21 protein-coding genes are annotated in these 20,547 nt (G+C 62.5%); 3 read left to right on the top strand and 18 right to left on the bottom strand.

Annotation, left to right across the window (positions count from 1 at the left end):
- Positions 1 to 64 precede the first annotated feature (64 nt).
- The 16 genes from betB to DBAC_RS14055 all read right to left on the bottom strand — a co-directional run bounded on the left by betB (position 65) and on the right by DBAC_RS14055 (position 17,477).
- Complete coding sequence (gene betB, locus DBAC_RS14130; RefSeq protein WP_015774987.1) at positions 65 to 1,540, bottom strand: betaine-aldehyde dehydrogenase; 1,476 nt, start codon at positions 1,538 to 1,540, stop codon at positions 65 to 67.
- A complete protein-coding gene (gene betA / locus DBAC_RS14125) occupies positions 1,537 to 3,192 on the bottom strand; it encodes a choline dehydrogenase (protein WP_015774986.1) in 1,656 nt (551 codons plus the stop codon). Before betA ends, betB begins: the two co-directional genes overlap by 4 nt.
- Positions 3,193 to 3,224: 32 nt before the next feature.
- Positions 3,225 to 3,983 carry a FadR/GntR family transcriptional regulator gene (locus DBAC_RS14120; RefSeq protein ID WP_015774985.1) on the bottom strand — a complete coding sequence of 253 codons (759 nt, stop codon included), beginning with the start codon at positions 3,981 to 3,983 and terminating at the stop codon, positions 3,225 to 3,227.
- A 395-nt stretch (positions 3,984 to 4,378) separates the two neighbouring features.
- Entirely contained in the window at positions 4,379 to 5,725 is a 1,347-nt protein-coding gene (locus tag DBAC_RS14115) for a glutamine synthetase family protein (RefSeq protein WP_015774984.1), read from the bottom strand.
- 285 nt (positions 5,726 to 6,010) lie between these two features.
- On the bottom strand, positions 6,011 to 6,781 hold the full coding sequence (gene trpA / locus DBAC_RS14110; RefSeq protein WP_015774983.1) for a tryptophan synthase subunit alpha: 771 nt from the start codon (positions 6,779 to 6,781) through the stop codon (positions 6,011 to 6,013).
- Positions 6,771 to 8,009: a tryptophan synthase subunit beta gene (gene trpB, locus DBAC_RS14105; RefSeq protein WP_015774982.1), complete on the bottom strand. Its 1,239-nt coding sequence runs from the start codon at positions 8,007 to 8,009 to the stop codon at positions 6,771 to 6,773. Before trpB ends, trpA begins: the two co-directional genes overlap by 11 nt.
- Positions 8,006 to 8,620, bottom strand: coding sequence for a phosphoribosylanthranilate isomerase (locus DBAC_RS14100; protein ID WP_015774981.1), 615 nt, complete (start codon positions 8,618 to 8,620; stop codon positions 8,006 to 8,008). The genes trpB and DBAC_RS14100 overlap by 4 nt, the downstream gene beginning before the upstream one ends.
- Positions 8,617 to 9,390 carry an indole-3-glycerol-phosphate synthase gene (locus DBAC_RS14095; protein WP_015774980.1) on the bottom strand — a complete coding sequence of 258 codons (774 nt, stop codon included), beginning with the start codon at positions 9,388 to 9,390 and terminating at the stop codon, positions 8,617 to 8,619. Before DBAC_RS14095 ends, DBAC_RS14100 begins: the two co-directional genes overlap by 4 nt.
- Complete coding sequence (gene trpD / locus DBAC_RS19405; RefSeq protein WP_015774979.1) at positions 9,383 to 10,384, bottom strand: anthranilate phosphoribosyltransferase; 1,002 nt, start codon at positions 10,382 to 10,384, stop codon at positions 9,383 to 9,385. The genes DBAC_RS14095 and trpD overlap by 8 nt, the downstream gene beginning before the upstream one ends.
- 3 nt (positions 10,385 to 10,387) lie before the next feature.
- A complete protein-coding gene (locus DBAC_RS19400) occupies positions 10,388 to 10,972 on the bottom strand; it encodes an anthranilate synthase component II (protein ID WP_015774978.1) in 585 nt (194 codons plus the stop codon).
- Positions 10,947 to 12,359, bottom strand: a complete 1,413-nt coding sequence (locus tag DBAC_RS14080; protein ID WP_015774977.1) for an anthranilate synthase component I family protein — start codon at positions 12,357 to 12,359, stop codon at positions 10,947 to 10,949. The genes DBAC_RS19400 and DBAC_RS14080 overlap by 26 nt, the downstream gene beginning before the upstream one ends.
- 106 nt (positions 12,360 to 12,465) lie before the next feature.
- Complete coding sequence (locus DBAC_RS14075) at positions 12,466 to 13,245, bottom strand: prephenate dehydrogenase/arogenate dehydrogenase family protein (protein WP_015774976.1); 780 nt, start codon at positions 13,243 to 13,245, stop codon at positions 12,466 to 12,468.
- Entirely contained in the window at positions 13,235 to 14,581 is a 1,347-nt protein-coding gene (gene aroA, locus DBAC_RS14070) for a 3-phosphoshikimate 1-carboxyvinyltransferase (protein ID WP_015774975.1), read from the bottom strand. The genes DBAC_RS14075 and aroA overlap by 11 nt, the downstream gene beginning before the upstream one ends.
- A complete protein-coding gene (gene pheA, locus DBAC_RS14065) occupies positions 14,578 to 15,696 on the bottom strand; it encodes a prephenate dehydratase (protein WP_015774974.1) in 1,119 nt (372 codons plus the stop codon). The genes aroA and pheA overlap by 4 nt, the downstream gene beginning before the upstream one ends.
- A complete protein-coding gene (locus DBAC_RS14060) occupies positions 15,693 to 16,661 on the bottom strand; it encodes a 3-dehydroquinate synthase II family protein (RefSeq protein ID WP_015774973.1) in 969 nt (322 codons plus the stop codon). Before DBAC_RS14060 ends, pheA begins: the two co-directional genes overlap by 4 nt.
- Before the next feature lie 9 nt (positions 16,662 to 16,670).
- Entirely contained in the window at positions 16,671 to 17,477 is an 807-nt protein-coding gene (locus DBAC_RS14055; protein WP_015774972.1) for a 2-amino-3,7-dideoxy-D-threo-hept-6-ulosonate synthase, read from the bottom strand.
- A gap of 384 nt (positions 17,478 to 17,861) precedes the next feature.
- Between DBAC_RS14055 and DBAC_RS14050 the strand changes: the two genes are divergently transcribed.
- Complete coding sequence (locus DBAC_RS14050) at positions 17,862 to 18,341, top strand: hypothetical protein (RefSeq protein WP_015774971.1); 480 nt, start codon at positions 17,862 to 17,864, stop codon at positions 18,339 to 18,341.
- Between the two features lies 1 nt (position 18,342).
- Positions 18,343 to 18,531 carry a hypothetical protein gene (locus DBAC_RS14045; protein ID WP_015774970.1) on the top strand — a complete coding sequence of 63 codons (189 nt, stop codon included), beginning with the start codon at positions 18,343 to 18,345 and terminating at the stop codon, positions 18,529 to 18,531.
- A 3-nt stretch (positions 18,532 to 18,534) separates the two neighbouring features.
- Here the strand turns inward: DBAC_RS14045 and DBAC_RS14040 are convergent, their stop codons facing one another.
- Positions 18,535 to 18,723 (bottom strand): hypothetical protein, encoded by a 189-nt coding sequence (locus tag DBAC_RS14040; RefSeq protein WP_015774969.1) that lies wholly within the window; start codon positions 18,721 to 18,723, stop codon positions 18,535 to 18,537.
- A gap of 29 nt (positions 18,724 to 18,752) precedes the next feature.
- A complete protein-coding gene (locus DBAC_RS14035) occupies positions 18,753 to 18,965 on the bottom strand; it encodes a hypothetical protein (protein WP_015774968.1) in 213 nt (70 codons plus the stop codon).
- Positions 18,966 to 19,097: 132 nt separating this feature from the next.
- On the opposite strand from DBAC_RS14035, the gene DBAC_RS14030 reads away from it, so the two are divergent.
- Positions 19,098 to 20,489, top strand: coding sequence for an HAD hydrolase family protein (locus DBAC_RS14030; protein WP_015774967.1), 1,392 nt, complete (start codon positions 19,098 to 19,100; stop codon positions 20,487 to 20,489).
- Positions 20,490 to 20,547 lie beyond the last annotated feature (58 nt).

The raw sequence follows: 20,547 nt of genomic DNA, 5'->3' as shown, positions 1-20,547 counted from the left end.
AAACTCCCTTGTTGAAATGAAAGGCGAAGTGACTTGGGAGGCCGGGACATCCCGGCCCAGCATGCTACACGCCGAACCAGTTGATCGGCCGGGCGTTGTGGTTCTGGAAAATGTGTTTGACTTCCGTGTACTCTTCCAGGCCCTGCCGCCCCAGTTCCCGGCCCAGGCCGGACTGCTTGTAGCCGCCCCAGGGGGCCTGGGTGAAATAGACGTTGAAGTCGTTGACCCAGACCGTGCCGAAGCGCAGGCCCGATGACATGCGGCGGATGCGGTCCGGATCGCGGGTCCAGAAGCCGGCGGACAGACCGTAGACCGTGCTGTTGGCCCGGACCAGCGCCTCGTCTTCGGTGCTGAAGCGCTCGATGGTGATGACCGGGCCGAAGACCTCCTCCTGCACGATGCGCATGTCATTCGCGCAGTCCGTGAACAGGGTCGGCTCCACGAAAAAGCCATTGGCCAGGGCCGGATCAGCCGGGCGCTTGCCTCCCAGCAGCAGCCTGGCCCCTTCTTTGCGGGCAATGCGGATGTAGCTTTCCACCTTGTCGCGGTGCGCGGCCGAGATGAGAGGGCCCATCTGGGTGCCGTCCGTCATCCCGTCTCCCACGCGGATCTTGGACATGCGCTCCGCCAGGGCCTCAACCATGCGGTCGTGGATGCCGTCCTGCAGCAGGACGCGGGCTCCGGCGGAACAGATCTGCCCGGCGTGGAAGAAGACGCCGTTCAGAATGTAGTCCAGGGCCGTGTCGAAATCGGCGTCATCGAAGATGATGTTGGGGTTTTTGCCGCCCAGTTCCAGGGCAACCTTTTTCACGTTTGTCGCCGCCGCGCGCATGATGGTCTTGCCGGTCTCGATGCCGCCAGTGAAGGAGATGAGGTCAACGGCGGGGTTTTCGGCCAGCTCCGCCCCGACCGTGGCCCCGGGGCCAAGGACCAGGTTGACCACGCCCTCCGGAAATCCGGCCTCCGCGCACAGTTCGGTGACTTTTATGCTGGTCAAGGGCGTGATTTCACTTGGCTTCATGACCACGGTGCAGCCGGCGGCCAGGGCCGGAGCCAGTTTCCAGGCGGCCTGCAACAGGGGATAGTTCCAGGGCGAGATCTGCCCGCACACGCCCACGGGCTCTCGCACGACCATGCTTGTCGCGTCCGGCACCGGAGCGGCGATGACCTCGCCCGCGTCCTTGTCCGCAAGCCCTGCGTAATAGCGGAAGATGCCCGTGATGTCGGCCATGTCCCAGCGGCTCTCTTCCAGGGTTTTGCCGGTGTTCAGGGTCTCAAGGCGGGCCAGTTCCTCGGCGTCGCGTTCGATCAGGTCCGCCAGTCGCAGCAGTTGCCGCCCGCGCTCCGGGCCCGTGGTCTTGGGCCACGGACCCTGGTCGAAGGCGCGCCGCGCCGCGTTTATGGCGTCACGGGCGTCTTCGCGGTTTCCTTCCGAAACGGTCGCGATGACGCTCTGGTCGAAGGGATTGATGATGTCCCGCGTGGCCGCGGAGTGGGCGCGGGTCCAGCGGCCGTCGACGTGCATCATTTTTTCCATCATTTCTTCTCCTTGGCCGTGCTTTTTTCGTGCCGGTAGAAGGGCGCGGTGTCGGGGGCGAGCGGCGTGTTGCCAAGGATCAGGTCGGCCGCCTTCTCGGCGATCATCATCACCGGCGCGTAAATGTTGCCGTTGGTCACATAGGGCATGATCGAGGCGTCGACCACGCGCAGTCCCTGCACGCCATGCACGCGCAGTTCGCTGTCGACCACGGCCATGTCGTCGTAGCCCATCTTGCAGGTGCAGCTCGGGTGGTAGGCGCTCTCGCCTTCCCGGGCCACGAAATCGAGGATCGCCTCGTCGGTCTGCACGTCTTCGCCCGGGGCCAGTTCCCGGCCGCGCAAGCTGTCAAAGGCGGGTTGGGTCATGATCTTTCGGGTCAGGCGGATTGCATCGACCCAGTCCCGGCGTTCCTGTTCCGTGGACAGATAGTTGAACAGGATGGACGGGTATTCTTTGGGATCGGAGCTTTTGATCTTCACGTGACCACGCACGTCGGTGTTCATGGGGCCGACGTGGACCTGATAACCATGCCCCGCGTTGGGCGAAGACCCGTCATACCGGATGGCGATGGGCAGAAAGTGGTACTGGATGTTCGGGTACTCGACCTGGTCGTTGCCGCGCACGAAGCCGCCGGCCTCGAAATGGTTGGTGGCTGCCTCGCCGGTCTGGCCGAAAAGCCATTTCAGTCCGATCCAGGGCTGATTCCACCACTGGAGCGCCGGGAACATGCTGACCGGCTTGGTACAGGCGTACTGCACATAGAGTTCCAGATGGTCCTGCAGGTTCTCGCCCACGCCCGGCAGGTCGTGGACTACGGGGATGCCCAGCTCGCGAAGCTCCGAGCCGTTGCCGATGCCGGAGAGCTGCAGAAGCTGCGGGGAATTGATGGCCCCGCCGCAGCTGATGATCTCGCCGCCGTTCACGCGGTGCATGCGGCCCAGGCGTTCGTATTCCACGCCTATGGCGCGGGTGCCTTCAAAAAGGATGCGATGGGCCGTGGCCTTGCATTTGACGGTCAGGTTGCGCCTGTTCTTGACCGGGTGGACGTAGGCCCGGGCCGCGTTCCAGCGCCGGCCGCGGTAGGTGGTGCGGTCGAACTTGCCGAACCCTTCCTGCTGATAGCCGTTGACGTCGGTCAGGGGGTATCCGGCCTCCTGCACGGCCTGGAAAAAGGCGTCGAAGAGCGGATTGTCGCAATCCGGGCTGGTCAGATACAGCGGGCCTGCGCCGCCCTGATATTCGTCCGTACCTTTAAGGCGGTATTCAAAGCGCTTGAAGTACGGCAGGCAGCGGGCATAATCCCAGTTCTCCAGGCCCTTTTCACGGGCCCATTTCTCATAATCCATGGCGTTGCCGCGAATGTGGATCATGCCGTTGATGCAGCTTGATCCACCCAGCACCTTGCCGCGCGGCTGGTAGATGCGCCGGTTGTGCATGTGCGGTTCCGGCTCGGATTCGTACCACCAGTTGTAGGTCTTTCCGGCCAGGGGATAGGTCAGGGCCGCAGGCATGTGGATGCGGAAATCAAGGCGGAAGTCGGGCAGGCCCGCTTCAAGGACCAGGACGCTGGTTTTGGGGTTGGCGCTGAGACGGTTGGCCAGGACGCTGCCGGCGGAGCCGCCGCCGACAATGATGTAATCATAAAACTTCATGCAAAATCCTTTTGAATTGAGGTTGCCCCGTTTTAGGAATCGTCGGGCGAAACACGGGAGGACGCAGCTGCGCGATCGCTTAGGCAATGCCTGAGCATGGCGTAATGGTAGCCAATGAGGCTCCTGGCGCGCAGGGGGTCGTTATCGGCGATGGCGCGGGCGGTCTCGGCCCAGTTGGCGGCGGTGCGCTCGCGGTACATCGGAGTATCGTACAAAGTGTAGTCATGGGAGCTGAACCCTCGTTGCAGCGCCTGCATGATCCACTCGAAAATCGGATTGGCGGCCATGTCGGCCAGGGCCAGGTTCAGGTCCCGGTCCAGATGGCCGATCCTGTCCGCGTCATGTTCGTTCTGCCGCAGGCAGGCCTCGAACTCTTCGGCCATGGACACCAGGGCCTGCTTGGCTTCAACCGAACCCCGGGCAATGGCCAGGACGACCAGGGTCTGGTCCACGCTCTCGCGAAATTCAATGAGGGCCGAAGGCGCGACATCATGCTGCTTGAGAAAAAGAGCCAGCGACTCCCCGATGCTGACCATGCCGACCTTGCACACATAGGCCCCGCCCTTGACGCCCTTGCGGATGTCCAGGAGTCCTTTCTGCTTCAGTGCCCGCAGGGCCTCGCGGATGGCGCCGCGCCCAATGCCGAACTGTTGCTGCATCTCGCGCTCGCTCGGCAGACGCTGTTCGGGCGCCAAACGTCCGGCCATGATGGCCGCCTCGATCTGCAAGGCGACATCTTCGCTGGCCCGCCCGGCCTTGGCAGGGAAGAAGAGAGGTTCGGAGGTTGTCATTGGTAGTACCTTTTTGTGTTATTTTTCGCAAAAATGGGCAAAAAAGGGCGTTAAAGTGCTTTTTTACTGCAAATGGTAGGACCTTTCTGCCTAAAGAAGGCTCAGGTGTCAACCCGGTTGGCGGAAAAAGAGGGGAAAGGTCGGACCATTTGCTTCGAAGGAGGGTCTAGACAGCGCTTTCGGGATGGCCTGCGCGCCGTGTGATACGGGCGCGGGTCATGCGTTCGTAAAAGTCCGCCTTCTTCGATGACGGCTTTTTCGAGCTGCCGGATTTGTCCGTCAAGCAGGTAGTTGGTCTGGTGTGAATGAGGCAGACGAGGATGCTCGCGACGGTTTCTGGCGGGCGGGTTCGGATAGAGGTCCGACAGGTCGTCTGACCTATCGGACCTATTGTTTTACAGCCGGGGTAAGTATCTCTCCAGTTCGTAATTCGTGACCTGCGAGCGGTACTGGTCCCACTCTATATGTTTGTTGGCCAGGAATTTGGTGAAGATGTGCTCGCCCAGGGCCTCGCGGATCAGGGTGCTGCCCTCCATGGCTTCAAGGGCTTTTTCCAGGCTGCCCGGCAGACTCTCGATGCCGCGAGCCCGGCGGTCCCCTGAGGTCATGTTGTAGATGTCCTCTTCCACGGGGGCGGACAGGACGTAGTTTTCCTCGATGCCTTTGAGGCCCGCCGCGAGCATGCAGGCGAAGGTCAGGTACGGGTTGCAGGCCGGGTCGGGGGAGCGCAGCTCGACGCGGGTGGCTGCCTCCTTGCCCGGCTTGTACATGGGCACACGGACCAGGGTGGAGCGGTTGCGCCGCGCCCAGGCGATGTTGGTCGGAGCCTCGAAACCGGGCACGAGACGCTTGTAGGAGTTGACCCACTGGTTGGTGATGGCCGTGAATTCCTTGCAGTGCGTTAGCAGCCCCGCGATGTAGGACTTGGCCTCGCGGCTCAGGTGATGGTCGCCGTCGGCGTCGTAGAAGAGGTTGCGCCCATTCTTGAACAGGGACTGGTGCACGTGCATGCCGCTGCCGTTCTCGCCGTAGAGGGGCTTTGGCATGAAGGTCGCGTAGCAGCCGTTCTGGCGGGCGATTTCCTTGACCACCACGCGGTAGGTGATGGCCGTGTCCGCCATCTTGAGGGCGTCGGTATAGCGCAGAGCGAGCTCGTGCTGGCTGGGCGCGACCTCATGGTGTCCGTATTCCACGGGGATGCCCATGGAGCGCAGACAGGAGATGATTTCGCGGCGGATGTCTCCGGCCAGATCCAGCGGTGGCGCGTCGAAATAGCCGCCCGCATCGAGAGGCTTGGGGGACGTCGAGCTTTCAAACAGGAAAAATTCCAGTTCAGGTCCGACATAGAAGGAATAGCCTTTGCTCGCGGCAGCCTGCAGGTTGCGTTTCAGGCAATGGCGGCTGTCCCCGGCAAAGGGAGTGCCGTTTGGTTCCAGAATGTCGCAGAACATGCGCGCGATGGGCGCGGAGGTCTGCCGCCAGGTGACCAGCTGAAACGTGGCCGGGTCCGGGATGGCGATCATGTCGCTTTCTTCAATTCTGCAAAATCCTTCCAGGGAAGAGCCGTCAAAACCCATCCCTTCCTCAAAGGCCGCCTCCAGTTCGCCGGGCAAAACCTGAAAGCTTTTCAACGTCCCAAGCACATCCACGAACCAGAACTGGACCAGCTCGATCTTGTGTTCACGCACGGCTTTGACGACATCGTCGGAATTTTTGCAATTGAAGATCGGATATTCGGGCATGGGTTTCCTCCGCAACAGGGTGTTGCGCGAAACCTAGCAAAGAGCGCAGGGCTTGTCTTGTTTTTGAGGGTGATTTGCAAAATTGGAAAATCAATGTAGGGGCGCACGGGCGCTGGGAGGGCAAAAAATTTTTTGCCCCTACGGAAATGCGCGGATCATCAATAATGGACGATCACACCGGCCGAACGGCGAAGGATCACGTGCGCGGTTTGGTTGTCAGGGCGATGCATTGTAGGGGCGAAAAATTTTTCGCCCCTACGGAACGTGCGCACCGCCACAACGTGTTCAATCCCCACACGCCGCCAAAAATTCATCCACGGCCCCCAGCCCCTGTGCATCCATCAGGTTGATGATGTGGCTGCCGATCACGGCCACGTCGGCCAAGCCGTCCAGCATGCGGACGTGATCGGGGCTTGAGATGCCGAAACCGGCGGCGATGGGCAGGCCGGTTTTTTTCTTCAGGCTTCGGACATAATCCACGCCGGTCTGATCGATGCCGGCTCCGGCCCCGGTGATGCCGACTTTGAGCGTCGTGTACAACAGGCCTGAGGCGCGGCTCAGGATGGCGTCCAGACGCGGGCTTTGCGTGTCCGGGGAAATGACCATGACCGGGTGCAGTCCGTGTTCGCGGGCGGCCCCGGCGTAGTCGCCGTCGCTCTCGTCCCAGGACAGGTCGGGCAGGATCAGGCCGCTGGCCCCGCTCTGCCTGGCCTTGGCCATGAACGTTTCAAGCCCCAAGGCAAACGGGATGTTGGCGTAGGTCATGAACAGGAACGCCACCTCCGGCAGTTCCCTGGAAAGGGCCGCGCACAGCTCGAAGCAGTGGCGGGGCGTGACGCCCTGATCAAGGGCGGCCTGGTTGGCGCGCATGATGGTCGGGCCATCGGCCAGTGGATCGGTGAAGGGGATTTGGATTTCAATGAGTTTCACCCCCCGCCTGGCCATGAGCCGGATGAGATCGGCGTTCACGTCCAGATTCGGGTACCCGGCCACCACATGGGTCATGAGCTGGATGCTTGCCGCGTTTGCCAGCGCCCGGTCGATATTATTTTCCATGGCGCACCTCGTTCTCCAAAAATGCTATCCAGTTTTCGCGGTCCAGTTCCATGGCCGTGATGAAGATGTCCTTGTCGCCGCGCCCGGAGATGTTGACGATCATGATCTCGTCTTTCGGCAGTGTCGGTGCCAGTTCGATGGCACGAGCCACGGCGTGGGAGGATTCGAGCGCCGGGATGATCCCCTCCAGCCGCGTCAGGCGCTTGAAGGCATCGAGTGCTTTCACGTCGGTGATAGGCGCGAATTCGATGATGTTCTGGTCATGCAGCCAGGCCAGCTCCGGTCCGACCCCGGCATAATCGAGGCCCGCCGAGACCGAATGGGTGTTCTGCAGCTGTCCGCTCTCGTCCTGCAGAAAATAGCTCTTGTAGCCCTGCACGATGCCGACCTTGGGTTTACCGCCGAAGCGGGCCGCATTGTCGCCAATGGCAGGGCCTCGTCCTCCGGCCTCGGCCCCGTGGAAGCGGATGCCCGTGTCCTGCAGAAAGGGATGGAAGAGTCCGATGGAGTTGGAGCCGCCGCCCACGCAGGCTACCAGATGATTGGGCAGCCTGCCCTCGCGTTCCAGGATCTGGGCGCGCGCTTCGCGGCCGATGACGGACTGGAAATCGCGCACGATGACCGGGTAGGGGAACGGCCCAAGGGCCGAGCCCAGGATGTAGTGCGTGTCTTTCAAGTTCTGAATCCAGTATTTGAGGGTGGCGTTGACCGCGTCCTTCAGGGTTCTAGTGCCGTCGGTGACCGGGATGACCTCGGCGCCGAGGAGCTTCATGGCATAGACGTTGGGGTACTGGCGGCGCACGTCCACCTCGCCCATGAAGACCCTGCACTCAAGGCCGAACCGCGCGGCCACCGTGGCCGAGGCCAGGCCGTGTTGACCAGCCCCGGTCTCGGCGATGACCTTGGTCTTGCCCAGCCGTTTGGCCAGCAGCGCTTGGCCGAGAGCGTTGTTGATCTTGTGCGCGCCGGTGTGTGCCAGCCCTTCGAGCTTCAGGTAGATTTTGCAGCCGCCAAGCTCGCGGGTCAGGTTCTCGGCGAAGTAGAGCGGCGTGGGGCGGCCGCAGTAGTTTTGGTACAGGTCCGTCAGTTCGGCCGTGAACTCGGGATCGTCCTTGTATTTTTGGTAGCCCTGTTCCAGCTCTTCCAGGGCCGGAACAAGCATCTCCGGCACATAGCGGCCGCCGTAAGGGCCGAAATGACGGGGGAGCATGTCGGATATTCTGCTCATGGTTTTCCTCGCAGTATGTGTAAGGCGGTGCGGATTTTCTCATGATCCTTGATTCCGGGAAGGTTTTCCACTCCGGAGTTGAGATCGAAGCCGCTCGCGCCGGTGAATTTCATGGCCGTCAGGTTGTGCGGCCCGAGGCCCCCGGCCAGATACCAGGGATGGGGGCATTTGAGTCGTTGCAGATCGGTGGCACTCAGGCTTGTGCCGTGTCCGCCGCCGCTGGTCCCGCTGTCGAGCAGAATGGCCCGGCAGACCGGGGCGAAAAGGAGCATGTCCGCGAGCAGGAGTTCCGTGGTCGCATAACGTTGGGGCCATAGGGTCTTGATGACCCGCTCGGGTCCGAGGTCCCGGCACTGTTCCAGAGTGTGCCCGCCGTGGAGTTGCAGCAGGTCGAGGTCTGACGCTTTGGCGATGGCGCTGATTTCCTCCACGCCCTGGCGCACGAAGACGCCGGTCTTGAGGGCGCGGCCGGGCTTTTGGGTGGCGACCCATTCCGGCGCAATGTTTCTGGGGCTCTCAGGATGAAAGATGAAGCCCAGGAGGTCAATGCCGAGCGCGTCGCAGAATTCGACGTCTTCGGACCTGGTCATGCCGCAAACCTTGATGATCATGATCTCCCTCCGGTCAGCGCGGCCAGACCCTGGCCGGGATCGCCGTGCTGCATGAGCGCCGTACCGATGAGGAGCGCGTCCAGGCCAGCGCTTTTGAGTTCCCGCACCTGCTCGAAGGTTGCGATGCCGCTGGCCCCGATCCAGATTTCACCTTCCTCCTTGCGCCGCACCATGTCCAGGCAGCGGCCAAGGTCCGTGGTCAGCGTGTCCAGGTCGCGATTGTTGACCTGGATGATGGTGCTCCCGATTTCCTTGGCCCGGTCCAGATCGCGTTCGTCGAAGACCTCCACCACAGGCTCAAGGCCATGTTTCAAACACAGGGTATGCAGCGTGGCCAGATTGTTCAAATCCTCGAACATGCGCACGATGAGCAGGATCGCCGAGGCCGGGGTGGCCGTGGTCGCCTCCACCTGCAAGGGATGGATGATGAAGTCCTTGCGCAAGAGCGGCAGGCCAAGGCCGGCGACCTCGGCCAGAAAGGAGAGGTCGCCCTTGAAATAGCGGCTCTCGGTCAGGATGGACAAAGCGCAGGCCCCGGCCTTGGCGTACCCGGCGCAGGCTTCAGCGGGCGTGACGCTTACGTTGATGTCGCCTTTGGACGGGGAGGCGCGCTTGTACTCGGCGATGATGCCCGATGATCCGGACCGGGTCAGAGCCGCGCCAAAACCCGGACGGGGGCGGCCCCAAGGCGTATGCACATGCCCGGCGTCGCGCAGGCGCAGGAGCTCCCGGACTTCCGCTTCCTTGGCCAGGCGGAATTTCTCAAGCATGGCACACTCCGTGCGAGAGTCCCTGTTCCACCTTGGCCTGCGCCATTTCCATGGCCAGCTCCAGGGGCAGATTGTCCTCCAGCAGGTAGATGGCCACTCCGAGGTTCAGGGTGACCATGTCCTGGAGGGATTTGGGGCCTTTTCCCGTCAGGACCTGACGTTGCAGCTTGAGCGCTTCTTCCTTGCTGTCGCAGGCCAGAGCCCTCGGCACGCAGGTCGAGAGGCCGAAATCCGCCGGGTCGAGGACTGTTTCGCGGATCACGCCGTGTTCGATGAAGATGACCTGTCCGGGGCCGCAGGGGGTCAGTTCGTCGAAGCCGCCCGCGCCGTGGACGATGGCCGCGCGCTCCAAGCCCTTTCTGGCCGCCAGGACCTGGGCGATCATGGGCGCGAAGCGAAAATCCGGCACGCCCAATATCTGGTGCGTGGGCAGGGCCGGGTTCAGGAGCGGGCCCATGAGGTTGAAGATGGTGCGCACGCCAAGCTGTTGCCGCACCGGCCCCACATGCCTGAAGGCCGGATGGAAATGCGGGGCGAAGAGGAAGACGAAGTTGCGTCGCGCCAGCTCCGCCCGCGCCTCCTCGGGTTCCGTGACCAGAGGGTAACCCAAGTCTTCGACCACGTCGGCGCTGCCGCACTTGCTCGACACGGCGCGGTTGCCGTGCTTGACGACCTGATAGCCCATGTCGGCCAGGAAGAAGGACACGGCCGTGGAACAGTTGAAGCTGTGCTGGCCGTCGCCGCCCGTGCCGCAGGTGTCGATGCGCTTGCCCGAGAGTCCGGGAATGAGCCGGGCCTGGCTAAGTGCCGCTTCCACGGCGGCCGAGAGCTCGGCGGCGGTTTCGCCTTTGGCCCGCAGGCCCATCAAAAAGGCCCCGGCCTGCACCGGGGAGACCTCGCCCGTCAGCAGGAGGTCGAAGGCTTCCTTGGCCTGGGGAGCGGAGAGGTCCGCGCCCGTGGTCAGGTGTTCGAGGATATGGCTGATGGTGTTCATGGCTTACTCCGTGGTGTCGCACATGCTGAGGAAGTTTTTGAGAAGCTTCGGGCCGTCCGGCGTGAGCACGGATTCGGGGTGGAACTGCACGCCGACCCAGGGGCGATCCCTGAAGGCCAGGGCCATGACCTCGCCGCGGTCGGTGCGGGCGGTGACGGTGAAGGGCAGGTCGGTCCGTCCTTCCTCATGCACGGCCAGGGAATGGTAGCGCCCGATTTGCATGGGGTTTGGCAGCCCCGCAAAGAGGCCGGTCCCGGCGTGGCGGATATCCGAGGTTTTGCCGTGCATGATGCGCCGGGCCGAGCCCACGGTCACGCCGCTGTGGTGCGCCAGGGTCTGGTGCCCGAGGCAGACGCCAAGGACCGGCACGCTTTTCGGGACCAGATCCAGAAACTGCAGGCACAGCCCGGTGTTGCGCGGGTGGCTGGGGCCGGGGGAGATGATCGCGCCACGCAGGCGCGGGTCCGTGGCCAGGTTCAGGATTTCCGGCTCGTTGTTACGAAGCACCAAGGGGTTTGCGCCCAAAGATTGGAAAACCTGAACCAGGTTGAAAGTAAACGAGTCAAAGTTGTCGATCAGTAAAATCATCGCCGCCTCCGGTGCTGGTGATAGCCTTCAGAATTGCCCTGGCCTTGTTGTGACACTCCTGCCATTCCTTTTCGGGATCCGAGTCAAAGACGAGGCCTGCGCCCGCCTGCCAGTTGATCTGGCCGTTCTCGACCCAGAGGGAACGGATGGTGATGCCCGTGTCGAGGTTGACCTGCCCCTGGTCGAGGCCGATCCAGCCGATGCCGCCGGCATAGGGGCCGCGATCAAGCTTCTCCTCGTCGGCGATGATCTGCATGGCCCGGATCTTGGGAGCGCCGGAGACGGTGCCTGCCGGGAATCCGGCCTTGAGCACGTCGATGGCGTCGAGGCCCTCGGCCAGATGGGCCGAGAGGTAGGAGGTCAGGTGCATGACATGGGAAAAGCGCTCGACCTGCATGTATTTGTCGACGTGTACGGTGCCGGGGGCGGCGATGCGGCCGAGGTCGTTGCGGCCCAGGTCCACGAGCATGACATGCTCGGCCCGCTCTTTCTCGTCGGCCAGCAGTTCCTCGGCCAAGGCCTGATCCTCGGCCTCTGTCGCTCCGCGTACGCGGGTTCCGGCGATGGGCCGCAGTTGCAAGAGGCCGTCCTCACAGCGGATGAGCAGTTCCGGCGAGGAGCCCATGATGGTCAACTCCCCGAAGGACATGAAGAAGGTGTAAGGAGAGGGGTTGATCTGCCGCAGACGCCTGTACAGTTCAAAGGCGGAGCCTGAGAACGGAGCCGAGAAGCGGGTCGAGAGCACGATCTGGATTGCCTCGCCCTCGGTGATGAGATCCTTGGCCCGGCCCACACGGCGCAGGAATTCATCCTGGTTCGGCGTGGTGGTGATGGCGCCGACCACGGGCGGAGCCGGGGTGCTCGGGCGCTGGCAGCCGTTCAGGTTGGTGGTCGAATCGAGCGTCAGGTAGCAACAGCGGTGATGCAGGTGGTCGAAGAGGATGACCTTGCCCGGCAGGACCATGATGGAGCGCCCTTCTTCGGGCCGCAAGCGGTCGGCCAGGGCCGGCTCGAAGATGCCGCCCATGTTGTAGGCCATGTAGCCGCACACGCTCCTGGTCACGGCCGGGAGCGGGCCCAGGTTTTCGGGGCCGGTGACGGTCAGGGCGTTCAGGCAGGCGCGCAGCCCGGACACGTAATCCTGGCCGCTGAATTCCTTCAAGGCATGCAGGCGCGGGTCGTAGCTCTGCACGTCGAGCTTGCCGCCGGAGCAGGAGAGGATCAGGCGATAATCCCAGCCGATGAGGCTATACCGGCCCAGCCGTCCGTCCACCTCGGTGCTTTCAAGGAGGAAACCCTGTTTTTCGCGCACCAGTGTCAGGTACAGGGAGATGGGCGTCTGTGTGTCCGCCGGGAGCCAGGTCCCCTGTTGGGGTAGGGTGATCATGGTGCCTCCATAATCGATTGTTGAATTTTGAATAAAAAAAAGCCGGATCCTGGGAGGATCCGGCTTTAATGCCTTTTATGCCTGAACTAACGGCACTGCGATGCCGTCAGGAAGCGGGTCCCCCTGCGTCATGCTGCTTGCGCCACCACCAAAGAGCCTTCTGGCTCAAAAGTTCCAGATCGCCGCCGGCGGCGACGTTCAGGTATGAACGAAACGCGCGCACGGCTTCAAGGCTGTGGGGGTTCGCTTCGAACATGGTGGAGAAGAGGGGGGCGTCCTGGGTGATCATTTTCGTGGCCGCCTCCACGCGTCGTCCGAACGAGGGCGTGAAGAAACGCTCGATTCCGTTTTCCAGAGGGGAAGCACAGAGGTAAGCGACGGTTGTCACGAAGTTGAGTCCTTGGATGTAGGCCATGGCTTTGTCATGCTCATCGGCCGTTGTGGTGAACGGGGAAAATCCCAGATCGCGGAAGCAGCTTGATAGATTATCGGTCGCTTCCTGGTCACGTCCCGGAGTTACGGCAATTCGTAGCTCCACGTCAAGCGTTTCGGGGCCGAAAAGTGGATGGGTGCCGACCACGGGCGTTGTGGTCTGGGACAGCATGTCACGCAGGGGCTGGACCTTGACCGAGCAGATGTCGGCCAGGATGGTCGTCTGCGTGAGATGCGGGGCCACCAAGGCGACGACATCCTTCATCGCCGTGATGGGTACGCACAAGAGGACAAGGGCGGCCCCCCGCACGGCGCCGGGCAGCCTGGCCAGATCCAGGGGATGGTCGAACTCGGTCACGGGGTTGCCCGCTTCGCGAAAGCTGCGTACGAAGCGCGCCCCCATCTGCCCTTTGGCGCCGATGACCACGATGGCCGATGCGGGGCTAAGACTCATGCGTGGCTCCCAGGCCGTTGCCGAGGCGGATCAGGCTCCAGACGTCCCAGAACCCAGGAAAGGATTTGGCCACGCAGGAGGGGTTGTCGAGGTTTACGCTGATGCCCCCCAGTTCGAGCAGGGAGAAGCTCATGGCCATGCGGTGGTCGCCGTAGGTGCACAGGTCCACGCTGCGCGGCAGAAGCCCGCCGTTGCCGCGAATGATCATGCCGTCGGGACGGGCCTCGATATTCACACCGGCCTTGGACAGTTCCGTGACCGGTCCCAGGATGCGGTCGCATTCCTTCAGGGCCAGGTGCGCGGCTCCGGAGATGATTGTCTCGCCGGTGGCGAAGGCGGCCATGGCCGCCACTGTGGGCACGATGTCCGGACAGGCGTTCATGTCGACCTGCGTGCCGCGCAGCGCTGACGGAAAAACCGTGACCACGTCGTCCTGCCATTCGACGGACGCGCCCATGCGGGACAGGATTTCGAGCATGAAGCGGTCTCCCTGGGCCGACTGCCTGCTGAGCCCGGAAATGCGGACCGGAGCCGTGCCCACGGCCCCTGCGGCCAGAAAGTAGGAGGCATTGGACCAGTCGCCCTCGACGCGCATGGCTCCGGCCCGGTAGGGGGCCGGGTGGACGACGAGCCGGATGTCCGTGGGGGGAAGACCCGCCGCCTCGGCGTGGGTGCAGGAATGCCAATCGTCCAGGATTCTGCGTTCCAGGATCACGGGCACGCCGAAGCGGGCCATGGTGTCGAGCGTCAGTGCGACATAGGGCCAGGAGGCCACGGACCTGCCGATGAGGCGGATGGTCGTCGTCCCGGTCGCCAGGGGCGCGGCCAGGAGCAGGCCCGAGAGATACTGGCTGCTCTGCTCCAGGTTGATGGTCACCTCGCCACCGATCAGGCCGGGGCTGGACATGACCATGGGCGGGTAGCCGCTTTTTTCCTCGAAGGTGACGCGCACACCCTGCTGGGTCAGGGCGTCGGTCAGATGCGCGACCGGACGGTCGTGGATGCGCCCCTCGCCGTGGATGCGGTAGATGCCAGGGATGGCCGTGACTACGCCGGCCATGAGCCGGCAGGTGGTGCCGGATTCGCCGACGTTCATGGAGACGGGGCCTTCTGCGCTGGCTCCTGTCTTCCCGCCGATGCCGCGCACAAAGAGCTTGCCGCCTTGAGGCGTTATGAGTGCCCCCAGAAGGCGCAGGCACCCGGCGGTGCGGGTCAGATCCTGGCTGTCGAGCACGCCTTCGAGGAGCGACTCGCCTTCGGCCAGGGCCGCGCAGATCAGCGCCCGGTGGGACAGGGACTTGGATGAGGGCGCGGTGATGTCGATGACGGGTTTCATGCCTGCTCCTGGACCATGCCAGCGCCGTAGAGGTGCGGGCCCGTGGGGTAGCTGCCGAGCACGCGCATGGTGTGGCAGAGGCTGGTCAGGTTGTTCATGGTGTTTTCATACTGTTCCTGGGACAGGTCGCATTCCACGTCCATGAAGAAGACGTATTTCCATTTTTCGCCCTTGAGGGGCCGCGATTCCAGCTTGGTCAGGTTCAGCCCCTGGTCGGCCAGCAGGTTCAGGATGGCGGCCAGGGCGCCGGGCCGGTCCGGCGTGGTGAACAGGAGGGAGGTCTTGTCGCGACTGCTGCCGACCGTCGGCGTGGGCCCGATGACCAGAAAGCGGGTCCAGTTGTCCGGCAGGTCCTGGATGTCCAGCGCCACGGCTTTCAGGCCATAGCGTTCCACCAGCCTTGGGTGCCCGATGGCTGCGGAGCCGTCGCCCTCGCGCTCGGCCTGGGCCGCGGCCGCGGCCGTGCTCTCGGTGGGGATGACGGAGGCCTGGGGCACGTTGGTGCGCAGCCATCCGGAGCACTGGGCCAGGGCCTGAGGATGGGAATAGACCGTGCGCACGGAGGACAGGTCGGCGTTCACGGCGAGCAAAGCATGGCTGATGCGGCTGAAAAGCTCGGCGTGGATATAGACATTGTACTGCAGGAAGAGGTCCAGGCTCTGGCCCACGCTGCCCTGCAGGGAGTTTTCGAGCGGAATGACGCCAAGGTCCGCCTTGCGCGAGGCCACGGTCAAAAAGACGTCGTGCAGGGTCGGGCAGGGGGTGAAGTCCATGGAGCGGCCCAAGTACTCAAGGCCCGCCAGATGCGTGAAGGTGCCCTCGGGGCCGAGGTAGGCCACGGTCTGGGGCTGCTGCAGGCGGCGGGAGGAGGACAGGATCTCGCGGTAGATGGCGCGCAGGTGATCTTCGGGCAGGATGCCGGGGCTCAAGGCGTTCAGGCGGCTCAAAACTTCCTTTTCGCGGAAGGGCTTGAAGACGATGTCCAGGGAATCGGATTTGAGCTGGCCCACTTCGCGGCTTAAAGAAGCGCGTTTGTTCAAGAGATCGAGGATCCGTTCGTCCAGGTCGTCGATCTGGGTCCGGATCTCGGTCAGGCGCTGCGTGGACGAGTTCATTCCTTGATCTCCTCGGTGATGCGCATGCCGAAATGCCGTCCGGCCTGATCCGTGCGGCACAGCACCTTGTCGCCGATCTTGAGGTCGACCACGCTGACCGGGCGGCCGTCGTCGCGGACCATGCGGATGGTCTCGGCGTTCTGCAGGAAGAGGGTGCCGATCTTGCCACCCGCCTCGGCTTCGATGAGCAGCATGGGCCGGATCTCGACCTTGCAGCGGCCCACCGTGGCCAGGGTGGTCGAACCGTCGGCGCCGACGATGAGCACTTCTGTTCCGGTTTTGAGTTCATCCAGGTACGTGGTTCTGTCCCCGGGCATGGCCGCGTAGGCGTGTACGGCTCCGGCATTGATGCGGAACGGGCGGGGGGCCACGTAGGGGTTGGATTCGGTCTCGGCGTTGATGAGGAAGGTGAAGGCGCTGGAATTGCCGACCAGCATGCCTTGACCGGATTTAAGGAGGCTCATGGTGTCCACGCAGACGCGGTGTCCGAGTCCTGCGGAGGTGACGGCGGTGACCGTCGCGGTTTCCAGTTCCATGATTCCCTGGCTCAGTTTGAGTTCGCGGACAATGGTTTTAAGATCTGCGGCGGCTTGAGGCAGGACGACCACGGTTTCGACCCCGCGCTCCAGGATGCCCGCCGCGAGGCGTGCCCGTTCCAGGCTTGCGGCCTCCACGGCTAGATGTTCGGACTGGGCCAGGATGTTTTCCACGGGGATGATTTCCCAGCCTTCCCTCAGGATGACGTCCCTGCCCTGGGCCAGGAGCCTCACGGCCTCTTCCTCGTCTGCCTTGGAGGCCAGGAGGACATAGGGCTGGTCTTCGGCGGCCAGGACCGGGATCTTGCTCAGGGCCTGCACCGAGGCGACGTGCTCGCGCTCGACGATGACCGCGTCCACGCCGGATTCCAGAGCCAGGGTGATCTCGCCCTTGTCAAAGGGGACGCCGGAAAAGAGTACTTTTTTCATGAAGCGGACCTAGAGTTTGGGTTCTTCAAGCAGGGCCAGGGCCTGATCGACGGAGTAATCCATGTGCACCACTGCGTGCAAGGCCTGCACCAGGCGGGTCGGGTTTTCGGCCTGGAAGATGTTGCGACCCATGGACAGGCCTGCGCCGCCGGCGGCAACAGAGTCATGAGCCATCTGGATGATGTCGCGCGGAGATTCCATGCGCGGGCCGCCGGCAATGACGATGGGAATGCAGCAGCCTTCGGTCACTCTGGAAAAGGACTCCGGGTCTCCGGTGTATACGACCTTGATCACGTCGGCGCCAAGTTCTTCCGCCAGGCGAGCGCAGTGCGCCACGGTGGCCGGATCCCATTCGGATTTGACCTTGGGGCCGCGGGCGTAAACCATGGCCAGGAGCGGCATGCCCCATTCGGCGCATTTGGAGGCGACCTGACCCATGTCGCGCAGCATGTCGCGTTCGGACTCGTCACCGAGGTTCAGGTGCACGGACACCGCATCCGCGCCGAGCTTGATCCCGTCTTCGACCGTGCCGACCAGGATCTTGGCATTGGGGAAGGGGGACAGCGTGGTGCTGGCCGAAAGGTGAATGATGAGGCCCACGTCGCGGCCATGGCCCCGGTGCGAGCAACGCGGCAGGCCCTTGTGCATGAGCACCGCGTTGGCTCCGCCTTCGGCCACCTTGTTCACTGTGGAGCGCAGGTCGACCAGTCCTTCGATGGGGCCGACCGTGGTCCCGTGGTCCAGGGGCACGATGATGCTGCGGCCCGTGTTGCGGTTGAAGATCCTCTCCAGTCGTACGCTTTTTCCCATGTTCATGATTTTCCTCCGGTTTCGGCCGGGCGCCCGGGGCCTTGAATGTAAAAAAGGGCCGCCGGCGTGTCGCCTGCGGCCCTAAGGTTGGTTTGCTTTTGTCAAATAAGGCTAAAGCAGTCCCCTCAGACCACAGGCTCTGCTAAAATAAAAGTACCAAAAAAAGTACAGGCTGTGATTGAGGGAGAAGTTTGTCATAACGATTGCCTGACTACTCAGTTTGCGAGGAGGCTGTCAAGATTTTTTATGACCGCCGGTCATTTTTTCTGAAATATGGTTTTGGCCGGTGATATGTGGAGTCGGGAGTTCTCCATTTTGGGCATTGATGCATGCCAAATTCACGCGTAAGGTGAAGCAATTCTATTCCGCCAGGACCAAGGAGAGGGTTGCATGACCGCCAGGAACGCAATGACCGGTGTAATCCGGAAAATCTGTCTGTGCTGTCAGGGAGGAAGCCCCAAGTTTGTCCGGGAGTGCGGGCATGTCCAGTGTCCGCTGCATTCGTGCCGGATGATCGAGGACGGGGAGGACGCCGCGCTACAGAATTGTATCGCGGCCTTTTGCCTGGCGTGCGCGGGCAGTCCCGAGGCCGTGGCGGACTGCAGCGCAGACATTCCCATCGGCGCCCAGCCGCCATGCCCGGCCCACTCATTCAGAATGCCCGAGGAGACACCCTTGCCGCAACTGGTGCGCCCTCTGCCCGGGCTTGGCGCTGCCTGTGAACAGGGCGCAAAATCCGGTTCGCGGAAGGACGGGAACTTTGTGGGGCCTGATGGCATGCCGCAGGTTCCGGCCGCATTGAATCAACTCAGGCACGAGCAACTGGCGGCCATTATTCCTGGGCGAGCGCCCGAAGCGCTGGATATTTGAAATGCCGGATAAAATCGAAAAAGTGGATGGAATTCTGGGAAATTTCAAGCGTCGGCGGCAGATTGAAAAAGAGGTTGCCGAATCCACGTCCGTGGGCAGGACCCGTCCCCGGCAACGGGAGACGACTCCGGGTTCTCCGGCCTGGAACGAAATCCACACCGAGGAGAGGTTGCTGGATGAGGATGGGTGAGCCTTAGCCGCGAATCAGTTCTATTCCGGTCAGGATCGAGCTTTCCAGCGCATGGTAGCCGCTTACGATGATGTCCCACCAGTGGTTGGCCACGGAAAGCAAGGACAGGACGGACAGGAAAAAGAGGACGGCCCAGACCCTGTGAATGATGGCCCGGAGAATGCGCATGAAAAAGGATGAATCGGAAGCCATGGAATTCCTCTCATTGTATTGAAATCGGTCTACTTTCTTCCCCGGCCTTTGCGTCCATCCCCTTGCCGGGTGAAGCCGATGTTTTTGACCACCCAATAGACTCCGTAGCCAAAGGCGGCGAGAAGGAAGAAGCGTGGGAAAAACAGGCAAAACAAGAGACCCAGAATGAGAATCAGGGGATGGATGCCCAGTCGTCGAACAATGTTCTGTGCTTGCCGCAGTAAATTTTCAGCTTGTTTCATTGCCACAATCCTCTATGATTAGGCTCAGCTGATTAAGCCGAATCATCTTGAAAGTAAACGGCAAATACTTTTTTTGCGAGTCGTCGGTCCCCGTCTCTTCGCTCCTCACCATCATCTTTTATAGGAAATCACATGTCTTTCGTTTCGTCTTGCCTCGAGTCGGGTTTCGATATCCGCGTCCTGGATTCCCTTTTTGTGGATCACGGGCCGCGTCTTGCGCATATGCGTGACGCCGCGTCTTTTGCCAAAGATATCGCCGGCAGTTTTTCCTTGCCTGCGGAAGATGCGCAGTTGCTCGTCCGGTCGGCCCTGCTGCATGACATCGGATACGCTCCGGCGCTGCGTCGGTTTGATTATCATCCCCTGGACGGCGCCTTGTTTCTGGCCGATCAGGAGGAGCATCCGTGGGTCACAGAGGGCGTATTGCGCCATTCATGGGCGGGTCGGAAGTCTGGTCTGGATCCTGCCGTGAGCGAACAGTATGCGCAGCGCCAGCCTTTGCCCGATGCAGCCTGGCTGGTGCGGGCAGTGACCGTGGCCGATTGGCGCGCGGCGGGAGTGGGCGGGAGGGTCTCTTTTGCGCGCCGTTTCCAGGATATCGCCACCCGTAACCCGCACAATCCGGATAAGGTTCGCCGTGCCGCGATCATGGTGGATGAGGTGCGTGACGGGTTTTTGCAGTGGGCGCGGGACATGGCCACTGAGCGCCGCCCGTTGCCTTGGGTTTTTTGTGACGTGGACAACACGCTCATCCGTCCGGGAGACAGGCTCTCGGTCTCGAACAAGGCCGCGGTCAAGGCCTATGTGGCGGCAGGCGGAGCCTTTTCACTGGCCACGGGCAAGCATCCGCTCAGCATCGCCCCGCTGGCCCTGGAATTGGGCCTGGAGACGACTCAAGTGGCGGGCAACGGGTCGTGTCTGCTGGACAAGAATGGGATAACCGTTTTGGACGAACTCGGAGACGCTGCGGATGCATTGCGCGCCGCGCTTGAGAGCAGGGGTTTGCCCATTGCCATCTACCGGCCGCTCGGTATCGAGACGGGAGGAATGTGGCCGGCATCCCTGGACGAGATTTTCGACCGCTACGGGGAAATAAGGCCCACGCGGACGCCCCTGCCGGGCGAGGCGCTGAAGATTCTGTGCATCGTGGACGGCGATGACCTGCGGCGGGAGCGAGAGCTGCGTCTTCTGGCTTTGGAACTGGGCGTGGATTGCTGTCGCAGTGACCGGCATTTTCTGGAGTTCTTGCCCAAGCGTGGCAACAAGGGGCAGGCCGCCCGCACCGTCATGGAACAGGCCACGTGGCCGGTGCTGCATTCCCTGGCCGTAGGCGATACGGAAAATGACGAGCCGCTCTTTGCCCTTTGCGGTGCCTGTGCCGCCGTGGGCAATGCCGGAGAGTGGGCGCGGCGCGGCGCGGACTGGACTATTGGACAGTGCGCGGACAACGGCGCGGGCGGATTTCTGGATCGGCTTCGTCTTGGCCATGGATGGGCCGGTCTGCGGTCAGGGCTGATTTTCTAAAAAAGGATGAGCGGGGCCAGCCAGGGGGTGAAAATGGTTGCTCCCCGCGCTCCCCTGT

It is taken from the genome of Desulfomicrobium baculatum DSM 4028, from assembly GCF_000023225.1.
In the GTDB taxonomy this organism is placed as follows: domain Bacteria; phylum Desulfobacterota; class Desulfovibrionia; order Desulfovibrionales; family Desulfomicrobiaceae; genus Desulfomicrobium; species Desulfomicrobium baculatum.
The sequence above is the reverse complement of the archived record's forward strand: the minus strand, read 5'-3'. Positions and strand labels throughout refer to the sequence as shown.